This is a genomic window from Mesorhizobium sp. M8A.F.Ca.ET.207.01.1.1 (assembly GCF_004794715.1).
Lineage (GTDB): Bacteria > Pseudomonadota > Alphaproteobacteria > Rhizobiales > Rhizobiaceae > Mesorhizobium.
The window spans coordinates 93,586-119,654 of the sequence record NZ_SRUS01000011.1 but is presented as its reverse complement, the minus strand read 5'-3'; the positions used below and the strand labels follow the sequence as shown (position 1 = coordinate 119,654).

Annotated in this window: 29 protein-coding genes; 6 read left to right on the top strand and 23 right to left on the bottom strand. The window is 63.7% G+C overall.

All coding sequences use genetic code 11. The features are described 5' to 3' along the window. The first annotated feature begins 148 nt into the window (after positions 1-148). Positions 149-391, top strand: a complete 243-nt coding sequence (locus tag EN850_RS27495; RefSeq protein ID WP_127278259.1) for a hypothetical protein — start codon at positions 149-151, stop codon at positions 389-391. A gap of 103 nt (positions 392-494) precedes the next feature. On the opposite strand, the gene EN850_RS27490 is transcribed toward EN850_RS27495, so the two are convergent. Continuing rightward, the gene (locus tag EN850_RS27490) at positions 495-1,031 is read right to left on the bottom strand and encodes a L,D-transpeptidase (RefSeq protein ID WP_167531445.1); all 537 of its coding nucleotides are present in this window, start codon (positions 1,029-1,031) and stop codon (positions 495-497) included. A gap of 144 nt (positions 1,032-1,175) precedes the next feature. On the opposite strand from EN850_RS27490, the gene EN850_RS27485 reads away from it, so the two are divergent. Together EN850_RS27485 and EN850_RS27480 are read left to right on the top strand one after the other, a co-directional pair. Continuing rightward, a complete protein-coding gene (locus tag EN850_RS27485; RefSeq protein WP_027145512.1) occupies positions 1,176-1,859 on the top strand; it encodes a response regulator transcription factor in 684 nt (227 codons plus the stop codon). Positions 1,860-1,981: 122 nt separating this feature from the next. Then, positions 1,982-2,437 (top strand): cyclic nucleotide-binding domain-containing protein, encoded by a 456-nt coding sequence (locus EN850_RS27480; RefSeq protein ID WP_127872841.1) that lies wholly within the window; start codon positions 1,982-1,984, stop codon positions 2,435-2,437. A gap of 49 nt (positions 2,438-2,486) precedes the next feature. On the opposite strand, the gene EN850_RS27475 is transcribed toward EN850_RS27480, so the two are convergent. From EN850_RS27475 to tesB, 7 genes are all read right to left on the bottom strand, one after another. Further along, positions 2,487-3,293 carry an exodeoxyribonuclease III gene (locus EN850_RS27475; protein WP_135883213.1) on the bottom strand — a complete coding sequence of 269 codons (807 nt, stop codon included), beginning with the start codon at positions 3,291-3,293 and terminating at the stop codon, positions 2,487-2,489. Positions 3,294-3,366: 73 nt separating this feature from the next. Next, positions 3,367-4,047: an outer membrane lipoprotein carrier protein LolA gene (locus tag EN850_RS27470; RefSeq protein WP_135922014.1), complete on the bottom strand. Its 681-nt coding sequence runs from the start codon at positions 4,045-4,047 to the stop codon at positions 3,367-3,369. A gap of 134 nt (positions 4,048-4,181) precedes the next feature. After that, a complete protein-coding gene (locus tag EN850_RS27465; protein ID WP_136092687.1) occupies positions 4,182-6,833 on the bottom strand; it encodes a DNA translocase FtsK in 2,652 nt (883 codons plus the stop codon). 205 nt (positions 6,834-7,038) lie between these two features. Beyond that, positions 7,039-7,317 (bottom strand): hypothetical protein, encoded by a 279-nt coding sequence (locus tag EN850_RS27460; protein WP_127280025.1) that lies wholly within the window; start codon positions 7,315-7,317, stop codon positions 7,039-7,041. Between the two features lie 454 nt (positions 7,318-7,771). Continuing rightward, positions 7,772-9,127, bottom strand: a complete 1,356-nt coding sequence (locus EN850_RS27455) for an ammonium transporter (RefSeq protein WP_127280024.1) — start codon at positions 9,125-9,127, stop codon at positions 7,772-7,774. 31 nt (positions 9,128-9,158) lie between these two features. Then, positions 9,159-9,497, bottom strand: a complete 339-nt coding sequence (locus EN850_RS27450; protein WP_127280023.1) for a P-II family nitrogen regulator — start codon at positions 9,495-9,497, stop codon at positions 9,159-9,161. 302 nt (positions 9,498-9,799) lie between these two features. Beyond that, positions 9,800-10,660 carry an acyl-CoA thioesterase II gene (gene tesB / locus EN850_RS27445; protein WP_023771879.1) on the bottom strand — a complete coding sequence of 287 codons (861 nt, stop codon included), beginning with the start codon at positions 10,658-10,660 and terminating at the stop codon, positions 9,800-9,802. Positions 10,661-10,778: 118 nt separating this feature from the next. On the opposite strand from tesB, the gene EN850_RS27440 reads away from it, so the two are divergent. Further along, positions 10,779-12,038 (top strand): ubiquinone biosynthesis hydroxylase, encoded by a 1,260-nt coding sequence (locus tag EN850_RS27440; RefSeq protein ID WP_136092686.1) that lies wholly within the window; start codon positions 10,779-10,781, stop codon positions 12,036-12,038. Positions 12,039-12,098: 60 nt separating this feature from the next. Here EN850_RS27440 and EN850_RS27435 read toward each other — a convergent pair whose 3' ends face one another. From EN850_RS27435 to EN850_RS27425, 3 genes are all read right to left on the bottom strand, one after another. Continuing rightward, entirely contained in the window at positions 12,099-12,629 is a 531-nt protein-coding gene (locus EN850_RS27435; protein WP_135921984.1) for a hypothetical protein, read from the bottom strand. Between the two features lie 153 nt (positions 12,630-12,782). Next, positions 12,783-13,139, bottom strand: coding sequence for a YciI family protein (locus EN850_RS27430; protein ID WP_127276761.1), 357 nt, complete (start codon positions 13,137-13,139; stop codon positions 12,783-12,785). Continuing rightward, positions 13,136-13,363 (bottom strand): hypothetical protein, encoded by a 228-nt coding sequence (locus EN850_RS27425; protein ID WP_127276763.1) that lies wholly within the window; start codon positions 13,361-13,363, stop codon positions 13,136-13,138. Before EN850_RS27425 ends, EN850_RS27430 begins: the two co-directional genes overlap by 4 nt. A 216-nt stretch (positions 13,364-13,579) precedes the next feature. On the opposite strand from EN850_RS27425, the gene EN850_RS27420 reads away from it, so the two are divergent. Further along, positions 13,580-14,005 carry an OsmC family protein gene (locus tag EN850_RS27420; protein WP_135863403.1) on the top strand — a complete coding sequence of 142 codons (426 nt, stop codon included), beginning with the start codon at positions 13,580-13,582 and terminating at the stop codon, positions 14,003-14,005. A gap of 67 nt (positions 14,006-14,072) precedes the next feature. Here the strand turns inward: EN850_RS27420 and EN850_RS27415 are convergent, their stop codons facing one another. The 7 genes from EN850_RS27415 to EN850_RS27385 form a co-directional block, all read right to left on the bottom strand. Further along, positions 14,073-14,699 carry a DUF480 domain-containing protein gene (locus EN850_RS27415; RefSeq protein WP_136092685.1) on the bottom strand — a complete coding sequence of 209 codons (627 nt, stop codon included), beginning with the start codon at positions 14,697-14,699 and terminating at the stop codon, positions 14,073-14,075. A gap of 229 nt (positions 14,700-14,928) precedes the next feature. Further along, a complete protein-coding gene (locus EN850_RS27410; RefSeq protein WP_127276771.1) occupies positions 14,929-15,708 on the bottom strand; it encodes a succinate dehydrogenase iron-sulfur subunit in 780 nt (259 codons plus the stop codon). Next, entirely contained in the window at positions 15,708-16,142 is a 435-nt protein-coding gene (locus EN850_RS27405; RefSeq protein ID WP_127872833.1) for a DUF3052 domain-containing protein, read from the bottom strand. The genes EN850_RS27410 and EN850_RS27405 overlap by 1 nt, the downstream gene beginning before the upstream one ends. Before the next feature lie 2 nt (positions 16,143-16,144). Beyond that, on the bottom strand, positions 16,145-17,980 hold the full coding sequence (gene sdhA / locus EN850_RS27400; RefSeq protein WP_127872832.1) for a succinate dehydrogenase flavoprotein subunit: 1,836 nt from the start codon (positions 17,978-17,980) through the stop codon (positions 16,145-16,147). Positions 17,981-17,984: 4 nt separating this feature from the next. Further along, positions 17,985-18,380 carry a succinate dehydrogenase, hydrophobic membrane anchor protein gene (gene sdhD, locus EN850_RS27395; protein WP_136092684.1) on the bottom strand — a complete coding sequence of 132 codons (396 nt, stop codon included), beginning with the start codon at positions 18,378-18,380 and terminating at the stop codon, positions 17,985-17,987. A 2-nt stretch (positions 18,381-18,382) separates the two neighbouring features. After that, positions 18,383-18,796, bottom strand: coding sequence for a succinate dehydrogenase, cytochrome b556 subunit (sdhC, locus tag EN850_RS27390; protein ID WP_127276780.1), 414 nt, complete (start codon positions 18,794-18,796; stop codon positions 18,383-18,385). A 256-nt stretch (positions 18,797-19,052) separates the two neighbouring features. After that, positions 19,053-19,478: a hypothetical protein gene (locus EN850_RS27385; protein ID WP_135883208.1), complete on the bottom strand. Its 426-nt coding sequence runs from the start codon at positions 19,476-19,478 to the stop codon at positions 19,053-19,055. A gap of 271 nt (positions 19,479-19,749) precedes the next feature. Here EN850_RS27385 and EN850_RS27380 point away from each other — a divergent pair, with 271 nt between their 5' ends. Beyond that, entirely contained in the window at positions 19,750-20,112 is a 363-nt protein-coding gene (locus EN850_RS27380; RefSeq protein WP_127872906.1) for a hypothetical protein, read from the top strand. Here the strand turns inward: EN850_RS27380 and EN850_RS27375 are convergent. The 5 genes from EN850_RS27375 to EN850_RS27350 form a co-directional block, all read right to left on the bottom strand. After that, the gene (locus tag EN850_RS27375) at positions 20,096-21,313 is read right to left on the bottom strand and encodes a GGDEF domain-containing protein (RefSeq protein WP_135863416.1); all 1,218 of its coding nucleotides are present in this window, start codon (positions 21,311-21,313) and stop codon (positions 20,096-20,098) included. The genes EN850_RS27380 and EN850_RS27375 overlap by 17 nt on opposite strands. A gap of 75 nt (positions 21,314-21,388) precedes the next feature. After that, positions 21,389-22,585, bottom strand: coding sequence for a GGDEF domain-containing protein (locus tag EN850_RS27370; protein WP_127276786.1), 1,197 nt, complete (start codon positions 22,583-22,585; stop codon positions 21,389-21,391). Between the two features lie 157 nt (positions 22,586-22,742). Continuing rightward, positions 22,743-24,152 carry a 3-isopropylmalate dehydratase large subunit gene (gene leuC / locus EN850_RS27365; protein WP_127276788.1) on the bottom strand — a complete coding sequence of 470 codons (1,410 nt, stop codon included), beginning with the start codon at positions 24,150-24,152 and terminating at the stop codon, positions 22,743-22,745. 401 nt (positions 24,153-24,553) lie between these two features. Continuing rightward, positions 24,554-25,189, bottom strand: coding sequence for a class I SAM-dependent methyltransferase (locus EN850_RS27355; protein WP_127872827.1), 636 nt, complete (start codon positions 25,187-25,189; stop codon positions 24,554-24,556). 55 nt (positions 25,190-25,244) lie between these two features. After that, entirely contained in the window at positions 25,245-26,054 is an 810-nt protein-coding gene (locus EN850_RS27350; protein ID WP_136092683.1) for an amino acid ABC transporter permease, read from the bottom strand. Positions 26,055-26,069 lie beyond the last annotated feature (15 nt).

Below are 26,069 nucleotides of genomic sequence, written 5' to 3'. Positions count from 1 at the left end.
GAAGCGATCCATGAAGCCTCAATCCTCAAATAAAACTTGATGATGAGAAAAGAACTACTCGTTTCTCGTTTGTTTTTCAATCCGGCATGATTGCAGCATCAAAACACCATCAAACCGGATTTGATGTCCGGAGTATAGGAATCCCATCATGTCTCACATCGTTCTTCACCCTGCATACATCGCCCGGCCAAGCTGGCTGTCGGCTGCCCGTGATTGGCTGCGGCAGGCCAGGGTCGCGATCAATCTTGCCCACCAGGACGTCGAGGACCTGTCCGACCGCCAGTTGCGCGATATCGGCGCCGCCCGCAAGGACATCGCGAAGGCCATGGACCGTGAGACCGGCCGGCTGGGCCTTCTCGACATCGGCTGGCAGCGGAATAGGAAGAGGTAGGGAGTAGGGAGTAGGGAGTAGGGAGTAGGGCAGATGATGCGGCCTGGGCGTGCCTGCTCCTACTGAAGACTTTCCCTATTCCCTATTCCCTATTCCCTATTCCTCACCTCACCACCCTCACCACCGTCCGGTCCGACAGCAGCGGCAAAAGCCGCGCCATCGTGCGCGCGGTCACGGCCACGCAACCTTCCGTCGGCGTAAAGCCGGGGCGCGCCAGGTGGAAGAAGATGGCGCTGCCGCGCCCGCGGCGGCGCGGCGCGATATTCCAGTCGAGCACCAGGCAGGCGTCATAGAGCCGGTCGTCGCGCCGCATGCGTTCGTGGCTGGCGCCATAGGGAATCCTGACCGGCCTGTTATAGTTGCGGTCGTCTGGCACCTCGCACCAGCCGAGATCCGGCCCGATCGGCGCCATAGCCAGCCGCGTCTTGCGGCCGGCGGCAAACTGATCCCCCCGAAAATAGCCCGCCAGGATGCGCATCGAAGCGAGCGGCGTGGCGCCGTCGCCTTCCCGCTTGCCGGACGAGATGCCGCCGCGCCCGAGCGCGCACGCAAACACCGTTTTGCCGGCCTGCAGCAGGCCTTGGCTTGGGTGGCCGGGCCTCGCCCGCACGGTCAGTACGGGCAGCCCTTTTGCCAAAATTGCGCCGGCTGCATTGCGATCGCGTTTTTTCTTGTATGATCGTGCCACGGAACAAATCACTGTGATCGGCTATTGTGCCGGCCAGCTTCCGCATAAATACGCAGCGGTCAACTGAATTCACTTTTCAAAACAACGGATTGATCCATGACCTCACGTACCATCCTGATCGTCGACGACGATGACGACCTGCGCGGCACATTGGTCGAGCAACTGTCCCTCTACGAGGAATTCGACGTGCTGCAGGAATCCACTGCGGCAAAAGGCGTCACCGCTGCGCGCGGCGGGCTCATCGATCTGCTCATCATGGATGTCGGCTTGCCCGACATGGATGGCAGGGAAGCGGTGAAGATCCTGCGCAAGGGCGGCTACAAGGCGCCCATCATCATGCTGACCGGCCACGACACCGATTCGGACACGATTCTGGGCCTCGAGGCCGGCGCCAACGACTATGTGACCAAGCCGTTCCGCTTCGCGGTGCTGCTTGCCCGTATCCGGGCGCAGTTGCGCCAGCACGAGCAGAGCGAGGACGCGACCTTCTCGGTCGGCCCCTACACCTTCAAGCCCAGCCAGAAACTGCTCATTGACCCGCGCGGCGGCAAGGTGCGGCTGACGGAAAAGGAGGCCTCGATCATCAAATATCTCTATCGCGCCGACCAGAAGGTGGTAACGCGTGACGTGCTGCTGGAGGAAGTGTGGGGATACAATTCCGGCGTCACCACGCACACGCTGGAAACCCATGTCTACCGTCTGCGCCAGAAGATCGAGCGTGATCCTTCCAATGCCGAAATTCTTGTGACAGAAAGCGGCGGCTACAAGCTGGTTCCTTAAACATTTCACTATCCAATGAGCGGTCTGGACGGGGCCGTTTTCGGGTACGATCCTGTTGGAGGGGGATTCAGGAAGCGTACCGCAGAGGAGGGATTGGACTGACCGTTCGGGGACACAGCTAGATGGCGCTGGATGACGACATCCGCATCCTGTCCGCCGTGAGGCTTTTCGAGGGCTTCACGCAGGAACAGCTGCGCCTGCTCGCCTTCGGTGCCGAGACCACTTTGGTGCAGGCGGACCACAAGCTTTATCGCGAGGACGACGTGGCCGACTCGGCCTATGTCGTGGTCAGCGGGCTTATCGTGCTCTATCGCGAGCAAGATGGCGAGCGCATCCCGATTGGAAAAGCCGGCCCCGGCACGATGCTCAGCGAACTGGCGCTGATCGCCGACACCAACCGGCTGACCAGCGCCTCGGCCGAAATCGACTCGGAAGTGATAAGGCTGAGCCGCAAGATGTTCCGGCGCATCCTCGAGGAGTATCCGGAATTGGCGGTGAAACTGCACCAGCGCATCTCCGAGGAATTCCACGACATGATCCGCCGCATCGAGGAACTGGCCCCGCGCTTTTCGGGCTGAGGCACAACCAGCGGAACCACACTACATTCGTCGCGAAACCTACGTGGCACTAATCCAGATCAAACCTGGCGATGACCGGCACATGGTCCGAAGGCCGGTCCCAGCCACGTGCCTGCCGGAGGATCTCATAGCCGGCAAAATCAGGCACCAGGTTTGGCGACGACCAGACATGGTCGAGCCGTCGGCCGCGATTGGACGCCTCCCAATCCTGCGCACGATAGCTCCACCAAGTGTAGAGCTTCTGTTCCGATGGCACGTTGAGCCGCATCAGGTCGACCCAGCCGCCGGCCAGCCGCATCGCCTCGAAGTTTTGGGTCTCGACCGGCGTGTGGCTGACCACGTTGAGCAATTGCTTGTGCGACCAGACATCATGCTCCAGCGGCGCGATATTGAGGTCTCCGACCAGCACCGAGGCCGACACCTCGTCATGCTCGGCCCGGATGGCATTCATCTCGGCGACGAAATCGAGCTTGTGCCTGAACTTCCTGTTGATCTCGGGATCCGGTTCGTCGCCGCCCGCGGGAACGTAGAAATTGTGCAGCAGGATTGTCTTGCCGCCGGCCCGCACCGTCACCGACAGATGCCGGCTGTCCTCGATATCGCAGAAGCGGCGCCTTTCGACGACCTCGATCGGCCGCCGCGCCACCGTCGCCACGCCGTGATAGCCCTTCTGGCCATGGAAGGCGATGTAGGGATAGCCGACCTTGCGAAAGGCTTTTTCGGGAAAGAGCTCGTCCGGGACCTTGGTTTCCTGCAGGCAAAGCACATCGGGCGCATACTCATCGAGCAGGCGTTCGATGATCGGCATGCGCAGGCGCACGGAGTTGATGTTCCAGGTCGCGATCGAAAAGGGCATGCGGCAAGGTCCGGCGAGAGATCGCCGAACTACTGCCAGCCGCACGCCGGAAAGACAAGCGAGGCGACGAAACCTACCTGGTTTTCGTGTTCAGCTCGCGATTGGCCGTATAGTCGATGGCGAAGGTGTCCGGCGCGAAACTGACGCCTTCCTTGGTGTTGAAGATCATCACCGTCGTGTCCTTGCCCTGCGCGTCGGTAATCGTCCACTGCCGCAGGTCGTAGGTTTTCGGGTCGAACATCATGGTGATTCGCGCATTGCCGAAAACCGACTTGTCGGAGAGCTGGATGGTGGTGAGGTCGTCTTCTTCCTTGACGCTCTTGACGCGGTCGCCGGAGAGGTCGATGCGGTCGTCGAGCAGCAGCTTCAGCGGCGTCTTTGATAGCGGATAAAGGTCCGACGTGTTCAGTTTCTTGTTGAGGATGGCAACTGATCTGCCGTCGGAAATCACCCGGAAATTCGAAGCTCCGTCATAATTGAAGCGGATCTTGCCCGGCCGTTCCAGGAAGAATTTGCCGCCGGTCTGCTCGCCTTTGGGGCCGAACTGGACGAATTCGCCGCTCATCGATTTAACCGCTGAGAAATGGTCGGCGATCTTTTGCGCCGCCGGAGGCGCGGCCGCCTGCGCCGAGGCCAGCAGCTCGAATCCGGGCACCACGTTGAGGGCGGCGGCACCGGCGAACACAAGACCGAGGCCAAGCAACTGGCGGCGTGTCGGGGCAAGATCGCTGAGCGCTGAAAGATCGTTTTTCATATCGGTCACTCTCGTTTGATTCCTGATTTGGTCGCTGTCGTGAACCCCCAGTTGGGCTGAAGTTTGGCGAGGCGATCGCTGCTCAATCGCTTGAACGCGCCAGCAGGTTCAAAGTTGCCGCGAACTCCCACCAGCTAGAATTTGTCGTCTTCGGTCGGCACCAGGATTTCGCGTTTTCCGGCATGGTTGGCCGGGCCGACAATGCCTTCCTTTTCCATCTTCTCGATGATCGAGGCGGCCCTGTTATAGCCGATGCCCAGACGCCGCTGGATGTAGCTGGTCGAGGCCTTGCCGTCGCGCAGCACCACCGAGACCGCTTGATCGTAGGGATCGTCGGAATCCTCGAAATTGCCGCCGCTTCCGCCACCGGAACCGCCCTTTCCGGACGGCTCGTCGTCGTCCTCGCCGTCATCCTCGGTGATGGCGTCGAGATATTCCGGCACGCCCTGCAGCTTCAGGTGCCCGACGATCTTCTCGACCTCGTCATCGGAGACGAACGGCCCGTGCACGCGCTGGATGCGGCCGCCGCCGGCCATGTAGAGCATGTCGCCCATGCCGAGCAGCTGCTCGGCGCCCTGCTCGCCCAAAATGGTGCGGCTGTCGATCTTCGACGTCACCTGGAAGGAGATGCGGGTCGGGAAATTGGCCTTGATGGTACCGGTGATGACGTCGACCGAGGGGCGTTGCGTCGCCATGATGACATGGATGCCGGCGGCGCGCGCCATCTGCGCCAGACGCTGGACGGCGCCTTCGATGTCCTTGCCGGCGACCATCATCAGGTCGGCCATTTCGTCGATGATGACAACGATATAGGGCATCGGCTCGAGATCGAGATTCTCGGTCTCGTAGATCGCCTCGCCGGTCTGGCGGTCGAAGCCGGTCTGCACGGTGCGCGAGATCTTTTCGCCCTTCTTCTCGGCCTGTTGGACGCGTGCGTTGAAACCATCGATGTTGCGCACGCCGACCTTGGACATCTTGCGGTAGCGGTCCTCCATCTCGCGCACGGTCCATTTCAGCGCCACCACCGCCTTCTTCGGATCGGTCACGACCGGCGTCAAAAGATGCGGAATGCCGTCATAGACGGAGAGTTCGAGCATCTTCGGATCGATCATGATCAGCCGGCATTCCTGCGGTGTGAGCCGGTAGAGCAGCGACAGGATCATGGTGTTGATGGCGACCGACTTGCCCGAACCGGTGGTGCCGGCGACCAGCACGTGCGGCATCTTGGCGATGTCGACGATGACGGCCTCGCCATTGATGGTCTTTCCCAGCGCCAGCGCCAGCTTGGCCTTGGTCGTCTCGAAGTCGCGGCTGGCCATGATCTCCCTGAGATAAACCGTCTCGCGCTTGGCGTTTGGCAGTTCGATGCCGATGGCGTTGCGGCCGGGTACGACGGCGACGCGGCAGGCAATCGCGCTCATCGAGCGAGCGATATCGTCGGAAAGGCCGATGACGCGCGACGACTTGATGCCCGGCGCGGGTTCGAGCTCATAAAGGGTGACGACCGGACCCGGGCGGACGGCGATGATCTCGCCCTTGACGCCGAAATCCTCCAGCACGCCTTCGAGCAGGCGCGCGTTCTGTTCCAGCGCATCCTTGGAAAGACTTGGGTCTCGCGCGACGTTCTTGGGTTCGGACAGGAAATGCAGCGACGGCATTTCGAACGTGTCCGAGCCGATCAGCGAGGTCTGCGCCTCGCGCTGGACGCGGGCGCCAGGCACGGGTCGCGCCGCCGGCGCCTCGACCCGGGTGGCGGCGTCGGACCGGAACTGCTGGACCTTGGGGGCACGCCGCTGGGCGACGGGCTCGTCGTCGAAATCCATGTCCTCGTCGTCGCGGCCGAAGACATCGTCGTCGGCCGGATCGACGGAAACGCCGCGGTCGTTGACCATGGCGGCGAAGAATTCCGGTTCGACACGGGCGCGGCCGTCCTGGCTCATGCGGGATTCGGCGAACTCGGCCGACTCGACCCGTTCGGCGGCACGTCGCCAAGCGCTTGCGCGTGGCTCCATCTCCGGTTCGAACTCGTCGCGCTCCTGCCTGCGGCGCACCGCGCGGCGATGCATCCACGCGCGCAACGACAGCCACCAATGGGTGATGGCGCCGAGCGCCAATATGCCCTCGTCGCCCTCGTCCTCGTCATTGTCGAAGAGAAGCTCGTCCTCGCGCGGGTCCGCCGCGGCCGGTTCTTCCATCACGGCGAAGCCGTTCTTGCGCCCGATCAGCGCCGCGCCATAGGCGAACAGCCAGAGCGCCGGTGCAGCCAGCAATATGGCGAGCACGCTGGCGACCAGTCCGGTCGGATAGCCGCCGATGAGGACGCCGGGAATCTTGAGCACCATGTCGCCGAAGACGCCGCCGAGGCCGGTAGGCAGCGGCCAGGTCTTGGGCGGAACCACGCAGCCCGCGATCGCGGCGGCGAGCAGCGCAAAACCGAACCAGAACAGCCCGCGCTTGGGCAGCCGGTCGACGCCGCGCGCCGAAAACAGCAGATAGCCCCAGACGACGGCCGGAACCAGCGCGGCAACCGCGGCAAGGCCGAAGAACTGCATCGCAAGGTCGGAGAAGACCGCGCCGGCATAGCCCATGGCGTTGGTGACGGTGTTGGCGGTGGCGTGCGAGAAGCTCGGGTCGGCGACGTTCCAGGTCGCGAGGCTTGCGACGGCGAAGGCGGTGAACGCGAACAGGCCGGCGCCGACCAGCCGGCCGACCTGGCGCCGCGCGAATGCCTGGATGCCGCCCCCGGTATCGGTCAGCGCGAGCGGTGCTGAAGCCCCTGAACGCATGCTCTTCCCCGTCTTGATTGCCTGGCCCGAGCGCATGACGCACTCCGGCAGATTCGGATGCCAGACTAGGCGTGGGAAGGTTAAGGGCGCATTAACTATAAGGCTGCGGCGATCGTCCTTTCGACATCGACACCTCCAGCGCTCGCGTCACATGAAAATGGCGGGCGCTTCGGCCCGCCATCCATTGGTCGGGTCGGCGGTGCGTTTACTTGTTGGCGCCGCCGAGCATCTTCACATTGGCGCAGAACTCGGCGTGCGGCTTGCTCATTGCCGCGTCCTGGCATTCCTTCATCATGGCGTCCTGCTTCTCCTTCGGCATGGCCATGAAAGCTGCCTTGAATTCCTCCATCGGCTTCATGGTTTTCATGCTGGAATCGGTGAAGAACGGCGCCATGTTGTCCGGCTCGTCCAGTGCGCCGGCAAATGCAAAGCCGCTGACCATGGAAAGCGCGAGTGCCCCGAGGCAGATATCCTTGAGGTTCATGAGCAAATTCCTTCCCTATGTTTCGAAACACGAGCGTCAGAACGACGGGCGCCTCCACAGTTCGGAGACAGGGCGGTCGATGTTTCCTCGAAAATCTCCTTCACGCGAACGTGATTGCGCGAAGTTGATCTCCACCAGAAAGAAGAATTGCCAAAAAAGAGGCCCGGAGCGATCCGGGCCTCAAGGCGTGAGTCCCTTTCGAGGACGTCACGACGGGATGCTTTTCAAAGCAATTCCAGGAAAAGTGCTTTTGCGGTTTTCCGTCCGGAATTGCGTAAAAACAAAGAACTCGAGCAATTCCAGGAAAAGTGCTTTCGCGGTTTTCCGTCCGGAATTGCGTAAAAACAAAGAACTCCAGCAATTCCAGGAAAAGTGCCTTTGCGATTTTCCGGAAGTGCCTGGAGGTACGGGGCCGGCGGGAGGAGGGTTCCGCCGGCCCCGTGGCAAGGATGCCTTACGGCACCACTTCGCCATGCTGGGAAATGTCGAGGCCTTCGACCTCTTCCTGGGTCGTGGGACGCAGGCCGACCAGCGCCTTGACGACGTAGAGGATGACGAAGGTGGCAACCGCCGTCCAAATAATGGTGACGGCGACACCGTAGATCTGCTTGCCGAGCGAAGCGCCCGACGAGAGGCTGTTGATCGCCGGGTCGGCGAGCACGCCGGTCAGCAAGGCGCCGATCACGCCGCCGACGCCATGCACGCCGAAGGCATCGAGCGAGTCGTCATAGCCGAACATGTGCTTCACCTTGACCGCCGAGAGGTAGCAGACGACGCCGGCGACGATGCCGACGATGAAGGCGCCGGTCGGATTGACGAAACCGGAAGCCGGCGTCACCGCGACGAGGCCGGCCACGGCGCCCGAGATGATGCCGAGCACGGAAGGCTTCTTGGCGATGATCCATTCGGCGAACATCCAGGCCAGAGCCGCGGCGGCTGTGGCGACCTGGGTGTTGAGCATGGCGGCACCGGCAAGGCCGTCGGCCGCCAGTTCCGAACCGGCGTTGAAGCCGAACCAGCCGACCCACAGCAGCGATGCGCCGATGACCGAATAGACAAGGTTGTGCGGTGCCATGTTGGTGGTGCCATAGCCTTCGCGCTTGCCGAGCACCAGCGCGCAGACGAGGCCCGCCACACCGGCATTGATGTGGACGACCGTGCCGCCGGCGAAGTCGAGAACGCCAGCCGTACCGAGGAAACCGCCACCCCAGACCCAATGCGCGATCGGCACGTAGACGACCAGCAGCCACAGCGCCATGAAGATCAGCAGCGCCGAGAACTTGAAGCGTTCGGCGAAGGCGCCGGCAATCAGCGCCGGCGTGATGATGGCGAAGGTCATCTGGAACATCGAGAAGACGAATTCAGGGATGTTGGCCACACCCGGCAGCCACAGGCTCGCGGTGGTGATGCCGTGGTGGAAGAATTTCGAGGTGCCGCCGAGATAGGCATTCATGCCGCCGCCGTCGGAGAAGGCCAGCGAATAGCCGAACATGAACCACAGCACCGTCACCAGGCAGGTGATGGCGAAGCTCTGCATGATGGTGGCAAGCACGTTCTTCTTGCGCACCATGCCGCCGTAGAACAGCGCCAGGCCCGGGATGGTCATCATCAGCACCAGCGCCGTCGAGGTCAGCATCCAGGCGGTGTTGCCGGTATCGAGCACCGGGGTCGGAGCGGCAGCCGGCGCGGCAGCCGCCGCAGCGGGTGCGGCTTCCTGCGCGAAGGCGGCGACGCTGCCCAACGCTGCGAGAGCGAGCGAGCCCAGCAGGGCCGCCCGTCCCGTCGTCTTCAAGGTGGAAGGAATATTCATTGAACTCTCCATTGGAATACGTGTTCGCCGCTCAGAGTGCGTCGGTGTCTGTTTCGCCGGTGCGGATGCGCACCGCCTGGTCGATGCCGAAAACGAAGATCTTGCCGTCGCCGATCTGACCGGTCTTGGCTGCGGCGGTGATGGCTTCGACGGCTTTGTCGACCATGTCGGCCGCGACCGCGACTTCGATCTTGATCTTCGGCAGGAAGGAGACCGCGTATTCCGCCCCGCGATAGATTTCCGTATGTCCCTTCTGACGCCCGTAGCCTTTGACTTCGGTGACGGTCAGGCCCTGGATGCCGACGGCGGTGAGCGCCTCGCGCACCTCGTCCAGCTTGAACGGCTTGATGATTGCCATCACGATTTTCATAAGGTTTCACCCTTTGCTGTTGCGGTCCCCCGCGTTTGCACACCTTCACCGATCCCGAGGAGCCGGAGAGTGCCCCCAAGGATTCAAGCTCCGTGCCAAGTGCCGAAGCAGGGTATTAACCTGTTGTAAACAAAGGGAATGGAGTGGCCGGAACCGGCGGGTGCTGGCGCCTGCGGTGCATCATATGCTCAAAAATTATGCAATTTTTCGAAATTGCCTATTTTGCCGGCTTCGGGAGTGACCCCGAAAAGGCGAGGCTGGGTTTCGGAAAAGATCATGCTCAAACAAGACCCGCAAAGTGCTCAACGCTTGAGCCGGATCAGGCCTTCCTGTGCCATCGAGGCAATCAGCGTGCCGTCACGGGCATAGAGCGTGCCGCGGCTGAAACCGCGCGATCCCGAGCTCGAGGGACTGTCCTGTGCATAGAGCAGCCAGCCATCGAGCGAATGCGGCCGGTGGAACCACATCGAATGGTCGAGGCTGGCGGCCTGGATGTCGGGATCGAACAGGCCGCGCCCATGCGCGAAGGTCGAGGTGTCGAGCAACGTCATGTCGGAAAGATAGGCGAGCAGCACCGACTGCAGCGCGCGGTCGTCGGGGACGGGACCGGCAAGGCGGATCCAGACATTCTGCCGGGGCGGCAGCTTGTCGCGGCTTTCATAGTGCTGGAGATTGACGGGTCTCAGTTCCAGCGGCCGCTCGCGCGCCCAGAAACGGCGCACCGCTTCCGGCACCCGGTCGGCAGTTTCGAGCAGCTGGCGCTGCGTCTTCAGCCCTTCCGGCGGCGGCACGTCGTCGGGCAGCGCGAACTGATGCTCGAGCCCTTTCTCGTCGACCTGGAACGAAGCCTCCAGCGAAAAGATCGCCTGTCCGTGCTGGATCGCCAGCACGCGCCGCGTGGTGAAGGAACCGCCGTCGCGGATGCGGTCGACCTCGTAGATGATCGGCACCTTGATGTCGCCCGGGCGCATGAAATAGCCGTGCAGCGAATGCACGAAACGGTCCGGCTCCACCGTGCGCTGCGCCGCCACCAGCGCCTGGGCGATGGTCTGGCCGCCGAACACGCGCTGCCACTCCACCTGGGGGCTGCGACCACGATACAGATTGTGTTCCAGCCTCTCGAGGTCGAGAATGCGCAGAAGCTCGTCGATCGCCGCCGTCATGTTTTGTGACCTCGCCGCAAAATTGCTATGGCGGTTTCCGACAGGAAGAACGAGCCGTCAAGGGCGCGAGCCCCCGGTCGGCGCGCCCAAAGGGTCGCCGAGAGAAGGAGCCAGGACAATGGAACGCAAGGCGGACGCCAAGACCAGATCCGGGCTCGATGTTCTCGTCGCCGGTGCCGGCTATGTCGGCCTGGCCGCCGCCGTCTCGCTGAAGCAGGCACGGCCGGGCCTCGCCGTGGCGCTGGTCGATGCGGCGCCCGCCGGATCCTGGCAAAGGGATGGCCGCGCCTCGGCCATCGCCGCGGCCGCGTGCCGCATGCTCGACCAGCTCGGCGTCTGGGCCGAAATCGCGCCGAGGGCGCAAGCGATCACCGAGATGATCATCACCGACTCACGCAGCGCCGATCCGGTGCGCCCGGTTTTCCTGACCTTCGGCGGCGAGGTGGCGCCGGGCGAACCCTTCGCGCACATGGTCGCCAACCGGGCGTTGAACGGCGCCTTGCGGGCCAAAGCCGAAAGGCTCGGCATCGACATCATCGAAGGCGTGGCGGTGCAAGGTTTTGAGACCAATGGCGCCGGCATCACGGTGCACCTGGCCGACGGCGCCACGTTGACGGCGCGGCTGCTGGTTGCCGCCGACGGCGTCAATTCGAAACTGCGCGACATGGCCGGCATCAAGACGGTCAAGTGGGAATACGGCCAGTCCGGCATCGTCTGCACCGTCGCTCACGAGCGGCCGCACAATGGTCGCGCCGAAGAGCATTTCCTGCCCGCCGGCCCCTTCGCCACGCTGCCGCTGAAACCCGACGAGGACGGCACCAACCGTTCGTCGATCGTCTGGGTCGAACGGACGGAAGACGCCAAAACGCTCGTGGAAGGCGACGATCTCGTCTTCGAGCATGAACTCGAACAGCGCTTCGGCCTCAAGTCGGGAGAAATCCGCGTCGCCGACAAGCCGCGCGCCTGGCCGCTCGGCCTCACCATCGCGCGCGCCTTCGTCGCGCCGCGCATCGCACTTGCCGGCGACGCCGCGCACGGCATCCATCCGATCGCCGGCCAGGGCCTCAATCTCGGCTTCAAGGATGTAGCCGCACTTGCCGAGGTGATCGTCGAGGCCGACCGGCTCGGCCAGGACATCGGCGCGCTCGACGTGCTGGAACGCTACCAGCAATGGCGCCGTTTCGACACGGTGCAGATGGGCATCACGACGGATGTGCTGAACCGGTTGTTTTCCAACGACATCACCCCGCTGCGCACCGTCCGCGACATCGGCCTCGGCCTCGTCGAACGCATGCCACGGCTGAAGGAGTTCTTCATCCGCCAGGCATCGGGCCTTTCCGCCGGCACGCCAAGGCTGCTGAAGGGCGAGGCAATCTGAACCTGCCCAGCTTCGTCATCAATCACCAAGGTCTGCGAACTGCCGATGGACCCAAGGGTCCTAGTTCACTTCAAAACCGAGCTTCTGGCGCAGTCGCAGCATGCGCTGGTCCGGTATCTTCAGGCTCCGCTCTCCGCCCTGAGCAACCCGGTTCAGCATCTGCAGCAGATCGTCCCGTTCGCTCGGGTCGAGGCGCTCGCGCAAGAAGGGTGCTAGCTTGTCGATGACAATGGTGGTGTCGTCTATTTGCGAGGCAGCCCACTTGGCATAGACAACCGCCTCGTCGGTCTTCTTCTGGCCGGCCGCGATCTGCGAAATCACCTCGCGAATGACGGCCTCGCGCTGCGGCAGAACCGGGCCATCTTCCGAAACCATCGCGGTGATCAGCGTCGCGGCGGCCACAACCGGATCGTCGATCGCCGTCAGCGGCGAGAGCGCGGCCTGCTTGCGCAGTTTCTTGCGCCTGATGTTGCCTTGCACGCGCCCGACGACGTCGGCGACCTCGCGCGCGGCGTCGTTCATCGCCTTCATCCGGTACCACCAGAACGCCGCCGCGCCGAGCACGCCAAGGACAGCAATCAGGAAAGGCATGTCCAAATCCCCCGAAAATCCCGGCGACGATAGGAGAACTGTCGCGTTGCTTCAACACGCAAGAGTTGCCTCTAACGAAGAAAAAACAATTCGTGGCTGGTGAAGCTTAGGCGGGTAAACAAGCCGGTTCGCGCCATCGAAGCCGGGGGCCGCCTATGACCCCGGTATGTCGTAGACGGCCCGAACCTCGATCGTGCCGATTTCGGCCAGCGGAATGCCGGCGGCAATGTCCAGCGCCTCGTCGAGATTTTCGGCCTCGACCATGACGAAGCCAAGCAACTGCTCCTTGGTTTCGGCGAAGGGCCCATCGATGATCAATCGCTTGCCCGTGCGACGGCGCACGGTCTTGGCTGTCGTCACCGATTGCAGTGCCTGCGCGACGATCAGCTTGCCTTGTTGATCCAATGACCTGTCGTAGGCCAGCGAGTCGGCGTCGAGTTTGGCCGACCTTTCGGCGGTAAGTGCATAAAGATCTTTTTCCTCACCATAGACCAGACAGACATATTTCATTTCAAGCTCCCTTCCTGCGCCAAACCATAGGATGCGGCGACAACCATGTCAGCCTTGCGGTCGACCGCCGCCGCATGATCGAGAAGGCATGCCGCGACCACAATGATGGCAACAGCGGCCAGCAGCCTGCCGAAGCCGGACGCCGGCGGGTCCAGCCAGAAGTCTTCCTCTCGCTCAGGCCTGCGGCCCGGCCTCTTCCACAGCGCGAAAAACAGATTGTCCATGTGAACCTCCATCCGGCCACAATTCCCGTGGCCGCCCGCAGGACGGTCGGCCCGGATGGAAGCCGACATTTTTGCATGCATATTTTTTCCCGGAAGAAGGGGGCCGTCATCGCGCCGTGGTGCAAACAGCGCAGTGGTCTTCGCGCACGCCCGCGCTATAGTTGGCCTGACGCTGGCTCACCCACGACAAAGTTCACGACAACCCAGGAGGACTCCATGGACCGCACCGCAAACGCCGTCTGGAAAGGCAATCTGAAAGAAGGCAAGGGCACGCTCGACACCCAGAGCGGAACCCTGAAGGGTACGCCCTATTCGTTCAAGGCGCGCTTCGAGGACGAAAGCGGCAAATCCGGCACCAATCCGGAAGAGTTGATCGCCGCCGCCCATGCCGGCTGCTACGCCATGCAGCTCTCGCATTTCCTGGCCGAGAACGGCACGCCGGCGGAAGAACTCGACGCCAAGGCCGTGGTGACGCTGGTTCCCGGCACCGGCATCACCGGCAGCGCGATCACGCTGGTCGGCAAGGTGCCCGGCATCGATGCGGCGAAGTTCAAGGAACTGGCCGAGAAGGCCAAGGCCGAATGCCCGGTCTCGAAGGCGCTTGGAGCCATCAAGGTTTCGCTCGACGCCAGGCTTGGCTGAGATTACGGCATCCCGTGTGAAATCCGGCGCGCATGGTCGCGCCGGGCACGTTAATCCGAGGAGAGGGCTAACCGCCCAGCGCATCAAGCCGCGCGCGTAGTGCCGCGACTTCCTGCTCAAGCGCCTCCAACCGCGCTTCCAGGTCGGAGGCAGGCATCGCCATCACACTCCGTTGCGCCGATAGCGCTGCGACATCCACCGGGCCGGCGAGCAGATGCACATAGCGATCCTCGCGCTGGCCCGGCCCGCGTGGAATTTCCTGCACCAACGGCGGCCGGCGGCCGATCAGCATGTCGAGTTCTCCGCGCAGATCCTCGATCGACGAAAACCGCGCCATGCGCTCGGCTCGCGCCAGCAGTTCATGCGCCGTCTGCGGTCCGCGCAGCAAGAGCAGGCCAAGCAAGGCGGTCTGCGGCGTGGTCAGCGAAAAGCGCTGCGCCATCTGGTGCTCGTAGCGCTCGACGCGCGAGCCGAACATCTGCCGCACCAGCCCTTTCTGCTCAAGCAGCTTCAGCGCCCGGTGCACCTCTGTCTGTTCCAGCGCCATGACAGGCTCACGCGCCGTCTTCTGGTTGGCTGCGGCAAGTGCCGCATTGAGCGTCAGCGGATAGACGTCCGGCGTCAGCTCCTTCTTCTCGATCAGGCAGCCAAGCACGCGCGCTTCGACGGGAGAGAGGATGGGAAGGTCAGTCATTGGGCTGCTATCCTTTCTGACGCTCGCGGGACAGCGCCCCCCTTTGTCCTGCCGGACATCTCCCCCCATGGGGGGATCGGCAGCTTCGCCGACGGCGCCCGATCTTTCAACCTTGAGATTGGCCAAAGCCAGGATGACGGCCAATCTCCCCATCCGTGGGGGAGATGTCCGGCAGGACAAAGGGGGGCGCGAAGGATCGCTGCGTTGGAGATTGCCCGCAAGCGAAGGCCTAAACCCGTCTCTCCACCATCATCTTCTTGATCTCGGCGATCGCCTTGGCGGGGTTCAGCCCCTTCGGGCAGGTCTGCGCGCAGTTCATGATGGTATGGCAGCGGTAGAGCCGGAACGGGTCTTCGAGATTGTCGAGCCGTTCGCCCTTGGCCTCGTCGCGGCTGTCGATCAGCCAGCGATAGGCCTGCAGCAGCGTCGCCGGGCCGAGATAGCGGTCGCCGTTCCACCAGTAGCTCGGGCAGGACGTCGAGCAGCAGGCACACAGGATGCACTCGTAAAGCCCGTCGAGCTTCTCGCGGTCCTCATGGCTCTGCAGCCATTCCTTGGCTGGCGTCGGCGACACCGTCTTCAGCCACGGCTCGATCGAGGCGTGCTGGGCATAGAAATTGGTGAGGTCCGGCACCAGGTCCTTGACCACCTGCATATGCGGCAGCGGGTAGACCTTGACGGCGCCGGAAATGTCGTCACAGCCCTTGGTGCAGGCGAGCGTGTTCGAGCCGTCGATGTTCATGGCGCAGGAGCCGCAAATGCCTTCGCGGCAGGAGCGGCGCAAGGCCAGCGTCGGGTCGATCTTGTTCTTGATGTAGAGCAGCGCGTCGAGCACCATCGGCCCGCAATCGTCCATGTCGACGAAATAGGTGTCCATGCGCGGGTTCTCGTCATCATCCGGCGACCAGCGGTAGATGCGGTATTCGCGCAGGTTGGTCGCGCCTTCCGGCTTCGGCCAGGTCTTGCCCTGCTGGACCTTGGAATTCTTGGGAAGCGTGAGTTCGACCATTACCTCAGGTCCTTTCGGATGACGAGCTTCAGCCCGGACCAGATTTCGTTCACGGCGGCGACCTTGACGTCGACAAGGTCGAGCTTGAGCGCTTCAGCGCGGACAACGCCCTCGGTGACGTCGGTGACCACCTTCGAGGCTTTCTTTGGCCAGGACACCCAGACCATGCCATCGCGCTTGATCGCCGCTTCGACGGCGCCGAGGCGATCCTCGATCTCGGCGCGCTGTCTGGTGAAGGCGTGGACGGCATCGTATTTCAAGGTTGCGCCCGAAATGTCGGACCATTCGGCCAGCCGGTCGACCTCGGCGAAATCAACGGCCCCTGTGAGGCTCTCGAGCTCCCTCGGCAACGCGATGAAGGCGGCAATCATGCCGTCCTTCAGGCCGAGCTTGGCCGGAAGGGGGGTACCGGAATATCCCGCCGCCGTAGCCATTGTCAGTACACCCTGGCCTTCGGCGCGATCTTGGCGAGACTGATGCCGCCGTCCTTTTCGGCCACCAGCGGCTCGGTGTGCACCGGCCGGTAGGTCAGCGTGACATTGCCGTCCTCGCTCAGATGGGCAAGCGTGTGCTTGCGCCAGTTGGCATCGTCACGGGCGGAAAAATCTTCCCGCGCATGCGCGCCGCGGCTCTCCTTGCGCGCTTCGGCGCCATAGACGGTGGTGATGGCGTTGGCCATCAGGTTTTCCAGCTCCAGCGTCTCGACCAGGTCCGAATTCCAGATCATCGAGCGGTCGGTGACCTTGATGTCCTTGAGCTCGCCCCAGATCTCGGAAACGCGCTTGCAGCCTTTTTCGAGCGATTCCTGCGTGCGGAACACCGCAGCGTCCTCCTGCATGGCGCGCTGCATCTTCTCGCGCAGCACCGCCGTCGGCGTTGAGCCGTTGGCATGACGCAGCCTGTCGAAGCGGTCCATGATCTTCTCGACCGAGGCCGCGTTGGGCGAAGGGATGGGCGAATGGCGGTCGATCACCTCGCCGGCGCGGATCGCCGCGGCACGGCCGAAGACGACCAGATCGATCAGCGAATTCGAGCCCAGCCGGTTGGCGCCGTGCACGGATGCGCAGGCGGCCTCGCCGACCGCCATCAGGCCGGGCGAGACCCGGTCTGGATTTTCGGCGGTCGGGTTGAGCACCTCGCCCCAATAATTGGTCGGCACGCCGCCCATATTATAATGCACCGTCGGCAGCACCGGGATCGGCTCCTTGGTCAGGTCGACGCCGGCGAAGATCTTGGCCGATTCCGAGATGCCCGGCAGCCGCTCATGCAGCACGGCCGGGTCGAGATGGTCGAGGTGCAGGAAGATGTGATCTTTCTTCGGCCCGACGCCGCGGCCTTCGCGGATCTCCATCGTCATGCAGCGTGAGACCACGTCGCGCGAGGCAAGGTCCTTGGCCGACGGCGCATAGCGCTCCATGAAGCGCTCACCCTCGGAATTGACGAGATAGCCGCCCTCGCCGCGCGCGCCCTCGGTGATCAGGCAGCCGGCGCCGTAGATGCCGGTCGGATGGAACTGCACGAACTCCATGTCCTGCAGCGCAAGCCCCGCGCGCGCCGCCATGCCGCCGCCGTCGCCGGTGCAGGTATGCGCCGAAGTGGCGGAGAAATAGGCGCGGCCATAGCCGCCGGTCGCCAGCACCACCATCTTGGCGGAGAACCGGTGGATGGTGCCGTCGTCGAGGTTCCAGGCCACCACGCCGGTGCAGGTGCCGTCCGGCTCCGTGATCAGGTCGAGCGCGAAATATTCGATGAAGAACTGCGCGTTGTTCTTCAGCGACTGGCCGTAGAGCGTGTGCAGCATGGCATGACCGGTACGGTCGGCGGCCGCGCAAGTGCGCTGCACCGGCGGCCCTTCGCCGAAATTCATCATCATGCCGCCGAAGGGCCGCTGGTAGATCTTGCCCTCTTCCGTGCGCGAGAACGGCACGCCGTAGTGCTCGAGCTCGTAGACTGCCGCAGGTGCCTCGCGCACCATGTATTCCTGCGCGTCGATGTCGCCCAGCCAGTCCGACCCCTTGACGGTGTCGAAGAGGTGCCACTGCCAGTTGTCCGGACCCATATTGGCGAGCGAGGCGGCGATGCCGCCTTGCGCGGCGACCGTATGCGAGCGCGTCGGGAACACTTTGGTGATGCAGGCCGTGCGCAGGCCCTGTTCGGCCATGCCGAGCGTGGCGCGCAGGCCGGCACCCCCGGCGCCGACGATGACCACGTCGAACTTGTGGTCGACAAAGGTGTAGCCTGCCGTGTTGGCTGATTTCGTGTCCTGGGCCAAGACTTCAGCCTCCGAATGCCAGTTTGAGCAGGGCGAAGAGCGAAGCGACGCCGACCGCTATCGAAAAGAAGGTGTTGAATGCGATCAGCGCCAGCTTCATGCCCTCGCCACGCAGATAGTCCTCGATGATCACCTGCATGCCGAGCCGCATATGATAGAGCCCGGAGATGAGCATCAGCGCCAGCACCAGGGCCACGAAGGGATTGGCGAGCGTCGCGCGCACTTCCGCGTAGCCATGGCCGTTGAGCGCGATGAGGAAGCCGACGAAGAACAGCGTCAGCGGGATGTTGGCGATCGCCGTCAGCCGCTGGCGCCAGAAATGCCCGGTGCCTTCGCGGGCCGAGCCCAGGCCGCGGACCTTGCCCAGCGGCGTACGCATGTCGGTCTTTCCGGTGCTCATGGTCAGGCTCCCCGCGCCATATAGCCGGCGATCCAGATCAGGAGTGTGAGCAGGACCGAGCCGGCAAGCGTCGCCCAGGCGATCTTCGAGGCCGTGTGTTTTTCCAGGCCGGCGCCGGTGTCCCAGACCAGATGGCGGACACCACCCAGCATGTGATGCATCAGCGCCCAGGTGTAGCCGAACAGGATGAGCCGGCCGAGCCAGGTGCCGAAAGCCCAGTTCACCCAATCGAACGTGGCTTGCGAACTCGCCGCCGCCATCAGCCAGACGGCGACCAGCAGCGTGCCGAAATAGAGCGCGCCACCCGTGATGCGATGGATGATCGACATCGTCATGGTGATCGGCGGCCGGTAGACCGTCAGGTGCGGCGAAAGCGGCCTTTCGCGTCTGGCTTGGGTGGCTGGTGATTTGCTCATGGCTGCCCCAGTTCGGCGTCTCCCGCCTCAGGTGGAAATGCGGCATTGCCGCTTCCGGTTGCGACTTCGGACAGCCGGTTTCTAATGCTCTTTTTGCACCGCGTCAAAGCCAGAAAACCGTTTCGAAAACGTAATTTAGTCTGACTAAAAGGCCGGATGCGGCTTCAATCGATTAGCGGCCGGACATCCGAAGCCGGCTCGATATCGCTGCAGTGCAGCATGTCTGGCCCGGGGCGCTGCCGTGTCGGGATTTGCGTCAGCGGGTGCAGGTCTGCGGCGTCGACCCTCTCTTCATCACCAGCGCCTCGCGTCCGTCGATCACGATTGCGTCATGTGTCACCGCCTGGTAGCGGCTGCTCTGGTTGGCCGGCGACGCCGCGAACTCCTCGGTGGCGCCTTCCTGCCCCACCACACGCAGCGACGTGCCGAGATTCTGGATGGTGATCATGCCGCCATTGCCGCATCTATAGGTGGCCGTGCCCGTGGTGAAGCGTGGCGCCGTGAGGTCCGTGGTGATCTTGGTCGCCGGCGGCGCGGGCTGTTGCTGGGCGGGGGCGGCAGGCGCCACCACGGGTGTCACCGTGCTCGCTGCCTTGGGCGCGCCGTCTTGCGGCACACAGGCACCGGCCGCGAGAAGCAGCGGAATAACGAACGACACCCGAACCGTTCGGCCAAACATCATGTGCTGCCCCTCTCATGCCCGGGCACGCTAGCCACGCGGCGCGCCAAGATCAAGTTCACCCGGGATTCCAGCGGGCCACGTCGGCCGGCTGTGGATATCGGCGGCAACTCGAACGCGACGCCTATAAATTAACCATGTTCATTAAGAAACGGCCACGGAACCGCTCCTCCCCTTAACAAAGGTTAAGAAAGGGTTAATTTCCGATTCGGACCAGATCGGGGCGCGATCTCTCTCGCGCCGACAAAGGGAGAGCGACATGCGTTCCAAATCAGTGCGGGCCAAATCAGTACGGACAAGCCTCGCGGCCGTCACGCTGACGGCACTTGCGGTTGCGGTGGCCGCGCCGGCCGAGGCCGGCTTGCGCCACCATGACCGCGTCTACGCCGATTCGTTCGGCAATCTCGTCATCGACAGCGCCGCCGGCTACAAGCGCATCATCGTCGGCGAGGGCAAGCTGGCCAAACAGCTGTCCGACTACACCAGCGCCGGCCAGCCCAAGGTGATCTACCAGAACGAATCCGACGACATATCGGGCGACGGCGACTGCTATCGCCCGCCGGTGTTCGTCAAGGGCCGCTCCTATATGTACGGCCTTTCCGATGGCGAGATGCCGCAGCTCAGCCCCTGCCGCTGAAACGGGCCTGGCCGATTTTTACAACGGCCAGCCCATCGGCCGGCCCGGTGGAGACACGCACGCAGTCGCGCCCGGCATTCTTTGCCAGATAGAGCGCTTCATCCGCACGCCGCATCAGGTCGGAGAAACCCTCGCCGATGTGAAGCTCGGCAATGCCGAAGCTCGACGTGCAGCGGCTGTCGGCCGGCAGCCCGCTGATGGGCAACGCGCCGAATGCGTGGCGGGTGCCTTCCGCGAACAGCCGGGCGGTTGCAAGATTGGCGCCTGACAGGATAACGGCAAACTCCTCGCCACCGATGCGGCCAACCACGTGATGGCTCTCGGCCGCTTCTCGCAGCAGGCCGGCGAAGGTCTCGATCACCCGATCGCCGGAGGCATGGCCGAAACTGTCGTTGATGGTCTTGAAATGATCGAGATCGGCAATGACCATCGCCACCGGCATGCCCGAACGCGTGGCGTCGTGCACGGCCAGCTCCGCCTGACGCGTGAAGCCGCCACGGTTGAGCAGGCCCGACAGCGTGTCCATCTCCGACTTCGATGTCACTTCGGCGAGTATGTCGCGGACCAGGATGGCCAGAATGAGCAGCGCCAGCGCCAGCCCGAAGACCGTGCCGAGCGACTGCGACACCAGCGCGTAGCTGCTTTGCAGATAGGCCTGCGGATTGGCGCCCCAGCCGCCCAGCGCATGCGCGATGAAAGGCTTTGAGGCAAACTGCAGGCCGCTGGCGGCAAGCACCGCCATCAGGATCAGATCGAGCCGGCCACGGCTTTGCCGCGACGACCAGACGATGCCAAGGCCGACGAACTGCATGACTGCGTAGGGAAGCTGGTAGGCCATCATGCGAGTGAGCGACTGGCGCGGCAGATCCTGCACGAAATAGACCGCGATGGTGGCGGCGGCCAGGAAGAACAGCATCGGCGTCCATGGCGGCGCCACGCCATATTTTCGCGCAAGCCCGCCATTGAAGGCAATGGTGGCGCCAAGGAAGACGGCGAAGGCGGCAGCCACCGGAAGCCGCGCGTCGCTGAAGGCGGGAATGCTGAATTCGATGGCAAAGTAGGCCATGCCCAGGACATAGCCTGACGCCAGCCAGCGCGCCGGGGCGCGGCCGGCATCATGGAACGAGACCGCCATGAAGGATGCCGCCAGCAGGCCGGCAACCGACAGGTTGATCAACAGGATGAAGTTGGCGCCGTTCATAGATCCTCAAACCCCCGCCGACAGCTAAACATCGACGGGCGAAAAAGACGTTAACGCGAAGCGCGGAGGTGGTGGTCAGCAGGCCTTGACCGGCTCCGGCACGAACACCGTCTCCGGTCGCTCGTAGGAAAGGCGCACGCTGTCGCGACCGTTTTTCTTGGCCTTGTAAAGCGCCTCGTCGGCCCGGCGCATCAAGGGTTCCAGCGTCTCGTCGCCGCTGCGGGCCGCCACGCCGAAACTGGCGGTGACCTTGGTGCCGGCGGGAAGCCCGTCGACGCCGCCGGCCGAATAGACCGTGCGCACCGCTTCGGCGAACAGCCGCGCGGCGGCGAGATCGGTCAGCGGCAGGAGCACGGCGAACTCCTCCCCGCCGATACGGCCCGCGGCACCTCGTGCTCCCGTGGCCGAGCGCAGTTTGGCGGCGAAGTCCGCGATCACCCGGTCGCCGGCGGCGTGCCCGTGCACGTCGTTGAGGGCCTTGAAATGGTCGAGGTCGGCCAGCACCAGCGCCACCGGGAATTTGGCCACGGCGCAACGCTGCAGCAGCATGGCCGCGCGCTCCCCGAAACCTCGGCGGTTGAGCAGCCCCGAAAGCGGATCGGTATGGGTTTCCGTCTTGAGTGCCTTCATCACGTCGAGCGCGGCGGCGGTGAAGAGGCAAAGCGCGATCAGCAGCGACAGCAGCGCGTGCGACAACAGCGCCGTTGTCCAATAGGACGAGCCGTAGAAGCCGTCATAACTGGCGAAGGGCCCGTGCGCGATGACCACCACCAGGGTGCGCACGAAGAAGTTGACGCTGGACAGCAGCGACAACACGAACAGGATCATTTCTGTCGGGCCATTGTTGCGCACCGGGCGCAGTTCGGCGGCGACGAGCAGGCTGACGCCACCGAAACCGAAATTCATCGCCAGGATGCGCCAAGTGAGATCCGGCGTGACGAACAGGAACCACGCGAAGGCCGCAAGGCCGCCGCCCGCCAGAACGGCGATTCCCACTGCGGGCACCTTCCTGCCATAGCGGGCGATGATGGCGCCGGACAGGCAGCAGGCGGCGATGGAGAAGCAGATGTTCGACACCAGCTTGGTCAGCACCACGCCAATGGGCAAGGTGAAATACTGGAACAGGAATCCCGGCGCCGAGACGCAGTAGCTGAGCGCCAGCACCGCCAGGTAGGGACGATGGCGCTGATGGAACCACAGGACGAGGAACGCCGCGCCGAGCGCCAGCGCGATCGTCGGATTGAGCAGCGCTATCAATAGGCCGGTGTCCAAAGGACCGTGACTTCCCTTCGTTTGACGTCGGGGAAGACCATAGGGGGCAAGCCCAAACAAGCGGTTAAGCGAAGGCGCATATGCGGCCGCGTGAATGAAGAAAGGCCCCGGACAGCGACGCGGTCCGGGGCCTGGAATGCGCTCGGGATCGGACGGCCTACTTCCAGTCGCGGATGTCGACGAAGTGGCCGGCGATCGCCGCCGCCGCCGCCATCGCCGGCGACACCAGATGGGTGCGGCCCTTGAAGCCCTGCCGGCCCTCGAAATTGCGGTTCGAGGTCGAGGCGCAGCGTTCATGCGGCTTCAGCCGGTCGTCGTTCATGGCAAGGCACATCGAGCAGCCCGGCTCGCGCCAGTCGAACCCGGCGGCGCGGAAGATCTTGTCGAGACCCTCGGCTTCCGCCTGCTCCTTGACCAGGCCGGAGCCCGGCACGATCATGGCATCGACATGCGGGCTGACCGTCTTGCCTTCGACCACCTTGGCGACGGCGCGCAGATCCTCGATGCGGCCATTGGTGCAGGAGCCGATGAAGACGCGGTCGAGCGTGATGTCGGTGATCTTCGTCCCCGGCGTCAGGCCCATATAGTCGAGCGCGCGCAGCTTGGAGGTGCGCTTGTTCTCGTCTGGAATGTCTTCCGGGTTGGGCACGATGCCTTGCACGGAGACGACGTCCTCGGGCGAGGAACCCCAGGAGACGATCGGCGGCAGCTTGGCCGCGTCGAGCACGATCACCTTGTCGAAATGCGCGCCTTCGTCGGTCCGCAGCGTCTTCCAGTATTCGAGCGCCGCGTTCCAGGCAGCGCCCTTGGGCGCGCGCGGCTTGTCCTTGACATAGGCGAAGGTGGTCTCGTCCGCCGCGATCAGGCCGGCGCGCGCACCGCCCTCGATCGACATGTTGCAGATCGTCATGCGGCCTTCCATCGACAGCGCACGGATCGCCTCGCCGGCATATTCGATGACGTAGCCGGTGCCGCCGGCGGTGCCGATCTCGCCGATGATGGCGAGGATGATGTCCTTGGCGGTGACGCCTTCGGGCAGCACGCCATCGACGCGCACAAGCATGTTCTTGGCCTTGCGCTGGATCAGCGTCTGCGTCGCCAGCACATGCTCGACCTCGGACGTGCCGATGCCATGCGCCAGCGCGCCGAAAGCACCATGGGTGGAGGTGTGGCTGTCGCCGCAGACGATGGTCATGCCGGGCAGCGTAAAGCCCTGCTCGGGGCCGATGATGTGGACGATGCCCTGGCGGATATCGTTCTCCGAATAATACTCGACGCCGAAATCCCTGGCGTTCTTGGCCAGCGCCTCGACCTGGATGCGGCTTTCCTCGTTCTTGATGCCGAACTTGCGCTCGGGCGAAGTCGAGACATTGTGATCGACCACGGCCAGCGTCTTTTCCGGATGGCGGACTTTTCGGCCGCTCATGCGCAGGCCTTCGAAGGCCTGCGGGCTGGTCACTTCATGGACGAGGTGGCGGTCGATATAGAGCAGGCAGGTGCCGTCGTCCTGGCGGTCGACGACATGGTCGTCGAAAATCTTGTCGTAGAGGGTGCGCGGTGCGCTCATGTGCGTAAATCCGTCGATATGAGAATGGGAAAGAGCTGATGCCGCAAACCCGCGGCCGGCCGTCAGGGATCAGCGAAGTCGGCTGGTCAGGGCGCCGGACACGCGCGCGGAAAAGCGCGACGGCAGGCGTTTTCTGTCCTGCAGCACGAATCCCTTGTAAGCCGGATCGCCAAAAAGCTCTTCCATGGCCGGGTAGATAGCAATGTTTTGGCTTTTCGGCAATTGCGGCGTGGGTCAGCGCTTCTTCCTTCTCCCCTTGTGGGAGAAGGTGTCGCCGCAGGCGACGGATGAGGGGTGTTCCAGCGGAGTGAGACGCTGGCTTTCCCCTGGAACACCCCTCATCCGTCTCGGCGCTATCGCGCCGATCCACCTTCCCCCACAAGGGGGGAAGGGAAGTCCGCTCAAAGCACCTCGAACACAAACGTCTTCACCAGCGCGTCCGGATCGCCGATCGCATAGCAGCGGAACCACGGGCTTGCCTCAACCGCCCGCCATTTCCCTGCCTGCTCCAATTCGTCGAAGACAGCCTGAAAACCGCCGCTCTCGAACACCTGGTCGCGCACGGTGAAGATGGCGTGGCCGCCCTTCTTCGTGATGCGCACCAGTTCGTGCAGGCTCGATGCCGGCGCATGGCTGATGGTGAACACGCCGGTCGAGAAGAAGGCTCGGAAATGCCCATCCGGCCACGGCAGCGGTCCGCCCAGCATCGCCTGCTTCAGTTCGCTGTAGGCGTTGCGGCTGCCGGCGATCTTGAGCATGTCGTTCGAGAGATCCAGCCCGGCGATGTCGCCGTAGCCGAGCGCCTTCAACGAAGGTCCCGACAGGCCGGTGCCGCAGCCGGCGTCGAGCAGCGGCCCCTCGCCCGCCGGCACGTGGCGCGCCACCCAGGCGGTGATCAGGAACGGCAGGAGATAACCGAGCGAGGCGGTCTCGCTGTCATAGGTCGCCGCCCATGCGGCATAGGCCTGCGCCAGCGTTTCGGGCGTATCGGCGGTGTAGACCGAATCCAGCGCCGCATTGGCCTTGTCGATGTTCATGGGCAAGCTCCTCCTCCGGTCAGCAGCCGAGCCTAAAGCTGTCCTTGCCGAAAAACTATTCCTCCTGCTGGCGGCGCAAACGCCGCTCCAGCGCCCTGAGCGCCAGCGAAAGGCCGACGGTGAGGATGAGGTAGATATAGGCCGTTATCGAATAGGTCTCGAAGAAGCGAAAGGAACCGGCGGCATAGACCTTGCCCATCTGGGTGATGTCGGCGACGCCGAGCACGGAGACCAGCGAGGAATCCTTGACCAGGGCGACGAAATCATTGCCGAGCGGCGGCAGGATGGTGCGGATTGCCTGCGGGAACACGATCAGTCGGAAGCGTTGCGCGCGACTCAGCCCCAAAGCCTTCGCCGCCTCGATCTGGCCTTTCTCGACCGACTGGATGCCGGCCCGGAAGACCTCCGAGATGAAGGCCGAATAGCCGATGGTCAGCGCCATGATGGCACGCCACAGCAACGACACGTCGCGCACCAGCAGTTCGCCGAGAATGCCGGCATTCTGCAGCGGTGCGGTCAGCGCGTTCCAGGCCGCGACGAACGCCGGCGCGCCGGCAAACGCGATCCAGAACAGCAGCACCAGGATCGGCACGCCACGGATGATCTCGACATAGAAGCGCGCGATCTGCCGCAGCCAGGTTGAAGCAGACAGGCCCATCAGCGCGATGCCGAGGCCAATCGCCGAGGCGAGCGCGAAGGCGACCACGGTGACGAAGACGGTGATGCCGATGCCCTTGGCGACGGTGGCGAAGACCTGGGCGTAGAGGTCGCTGGTGGCGATGAACAAGGCAGCCGCCAAAGCGAGGGCAGCGGCGACGGCGAGCCACCAGGGGAATTCGGGTTTGGAGGGGGAGGGGGCTGCCATTAGGCGACGCCGCCG

Excerpts from the sequence above, each read along its gene's own strand:
- sdhC (WP_127276780.1), bottom strand. The coding sequence starts at position 18,796 with ATGAGCAAATCACCAGCCACCCAAGCCAGACGCGAAAGGCCGCTTTCG.
- EN850_RS27440 (WP_136092686.1), top strand. The coding sequence starts at position 10,779 with ATGGAACGCAAGGCGGACGCCAAGACCAGATCCGGGCTCGATGTTCTC.
- EN850_RS27350 (WP_136092683.1), bottom strand. The coding sequence starts at position 26,054 with ATGGCAGCCCCCTCCCCCTCCAAACCCGAATTCCCCTGGTGGCTCGCC.
- sdhD (WP_136092684.1), bottom strand. The coding sequence starts at position 18,380 with ATGAGCACCGGAAAGACCGACATGCGTACGCCGCTGGGCAAGGTCCGC.
- EN850_RS27475 (WP_135883213.1), bottom strand. The coding sequence starts at position 3,293 with ATGCCCTTTTCGATCGCGACCTGGAACATCAACTCCGTGCGCCTGCGC.
- EN850_RS27460 (WP_127280025.1), bottom strand. The coding sequence starts at position 7,317 with ATGAACCTCAAGGATATCTGCCTCGGGGCACTCGCGCTTTCCATGGTC.
- EN850_RS27355 (WP_127872827.1), bottom strand. The coding sequence starts at position 25,189 with ATGAACATCGACAAGGCCAATGCGGCGCTGGATTCGGTCTACACCGCC.
- EN850_RS27455 (WP_127280024.1), bottom strand. The coding sequence starts at position 9,127 with ATGAATATTCCTTCCACCTTGAAGACGACGGGACGGGCGGCCCTGCTG.
- EN850_RS27415 (WP_136092685.1), bottom strand. The coding sequence starts at position 14,699 with ATGACTGACCTTCCCATCCTCTCTCCCGTCGAAGCGCGCGTGCTTGGC.
- EN850_RS27450 (WP_127280023.1), bottom strand. The coding sequence starts at position 9,497 with ATGAAAATCGTGATGGCAATCATCAAGCCGTTCAAGCTGGACGAGGTG.
- tesB (WP_023771879.1), bottom strand. The coding sequence starts at position 10,660 with ATGACGGCGGCGATCGACGAGCTTCTGCGCATTCTCGACCTCGAGAGG.
- EN850_RS27485 (WP_027145512.1), top strand. The coding sequence starts at position 1,176 with ATGACCTCACGTACCATCCTGATCGTCGACGACGATGACGACCTGCGC.
- EN850_RS27495 (WP_127278259.1), top strand. The coding sequence starts at position 149 with ATGTCTCACATCGTTCTTCACCCTGCATACATCGCCCGGCCAAGCTGG.
- EN850_RS27410 (WP_127276771.1), bottom strand. The coding sequence starts at position 15,708 with ATGGTCGAACTCACGCTTCCCAAGAATTCCAAGGTCCAGCAGGGCAAG.
- EN850_RS27375 (WP_135863416.1), bottom strand. The coding sequence starts at position 21,313 with ATGAACGGCGCCAACTTCATCCTGTTGATCAACCTGTCGGTTGCCGGC.
- EN850_RS27430 (WP_127276761.1), bottom strand. The coding sequence starts at position 13,139 with ATGAAATATGTCTGTCTGGTCTATGGTGAGGAAAAAGATCTTTATGCA.
- EN850_RS27480 (WP_127872841.1), top strand. The coding sequence starts at position 1,982 with ATGGCGCTGGATGACGACATCCGCATCCTGTCCGCCGTGAGGCTTTTC.
- EN850_RS27435 (WP_135921984.1), bottom strand. The coding sequence starts at position 12,629 with ATGCCTTTCCTGATTGCTGTCCTTGGCGTGCTCGGCGCGGCGGCGTTC.
- EN850_RS27425 (WP_127276763.1), bottom strand. The coding sequence starts at position 13,363 with ATGGACAATCTGTTTTTCGCGCTGTGGAAGAGGCCGGGCCGCAGGCCT.
- EN850_RS27465 (WP_136092687.1), bottom strand. The coding sequence starts at position 6,833 with ATGCGTTCAGGGGCTTCAGCACCGCTCGCGCTGACCGATACCGGGGGC.
- EN850_RS27405 (WP_127872833.1), bottom strand. The coding sequence starts at position 16,142 with ATGGCTACGGCGGCGGGATATTCCGGTACCCCCCTTCCGGCCAAGCTC.
- EN850_RS27470 (WP_135922014.1), bottom strand. The coding sequence starts at position 4,047 with ATGAAAAACGATCTTTCAGCGCTCAGCGATCTTGCCCCGACACGCCGC.
- leuC (WP_127276788.1), bottom strand. The coding sequence starts at position 24,152 with ATGAGCGCACCGCGCACCCTCTACGACAAGATTTTCGACGACCATGTC.
- EN850_RS27385 (WP_135883208.1), bottom strand. The coding sequence starts at position 19,478 with ATGATGTTTGGCCGAACGGTTCGGGTGTCGTTCGTTATTCCGCTGCTT.
- EN850_RS27420 (WP_135863403.1), top strand. The coding sequence starts at position 13,580 with ATGGACCGCACCGCAAACGCCGTCTGGAAAGGCAATCTGAAAGAAGGC.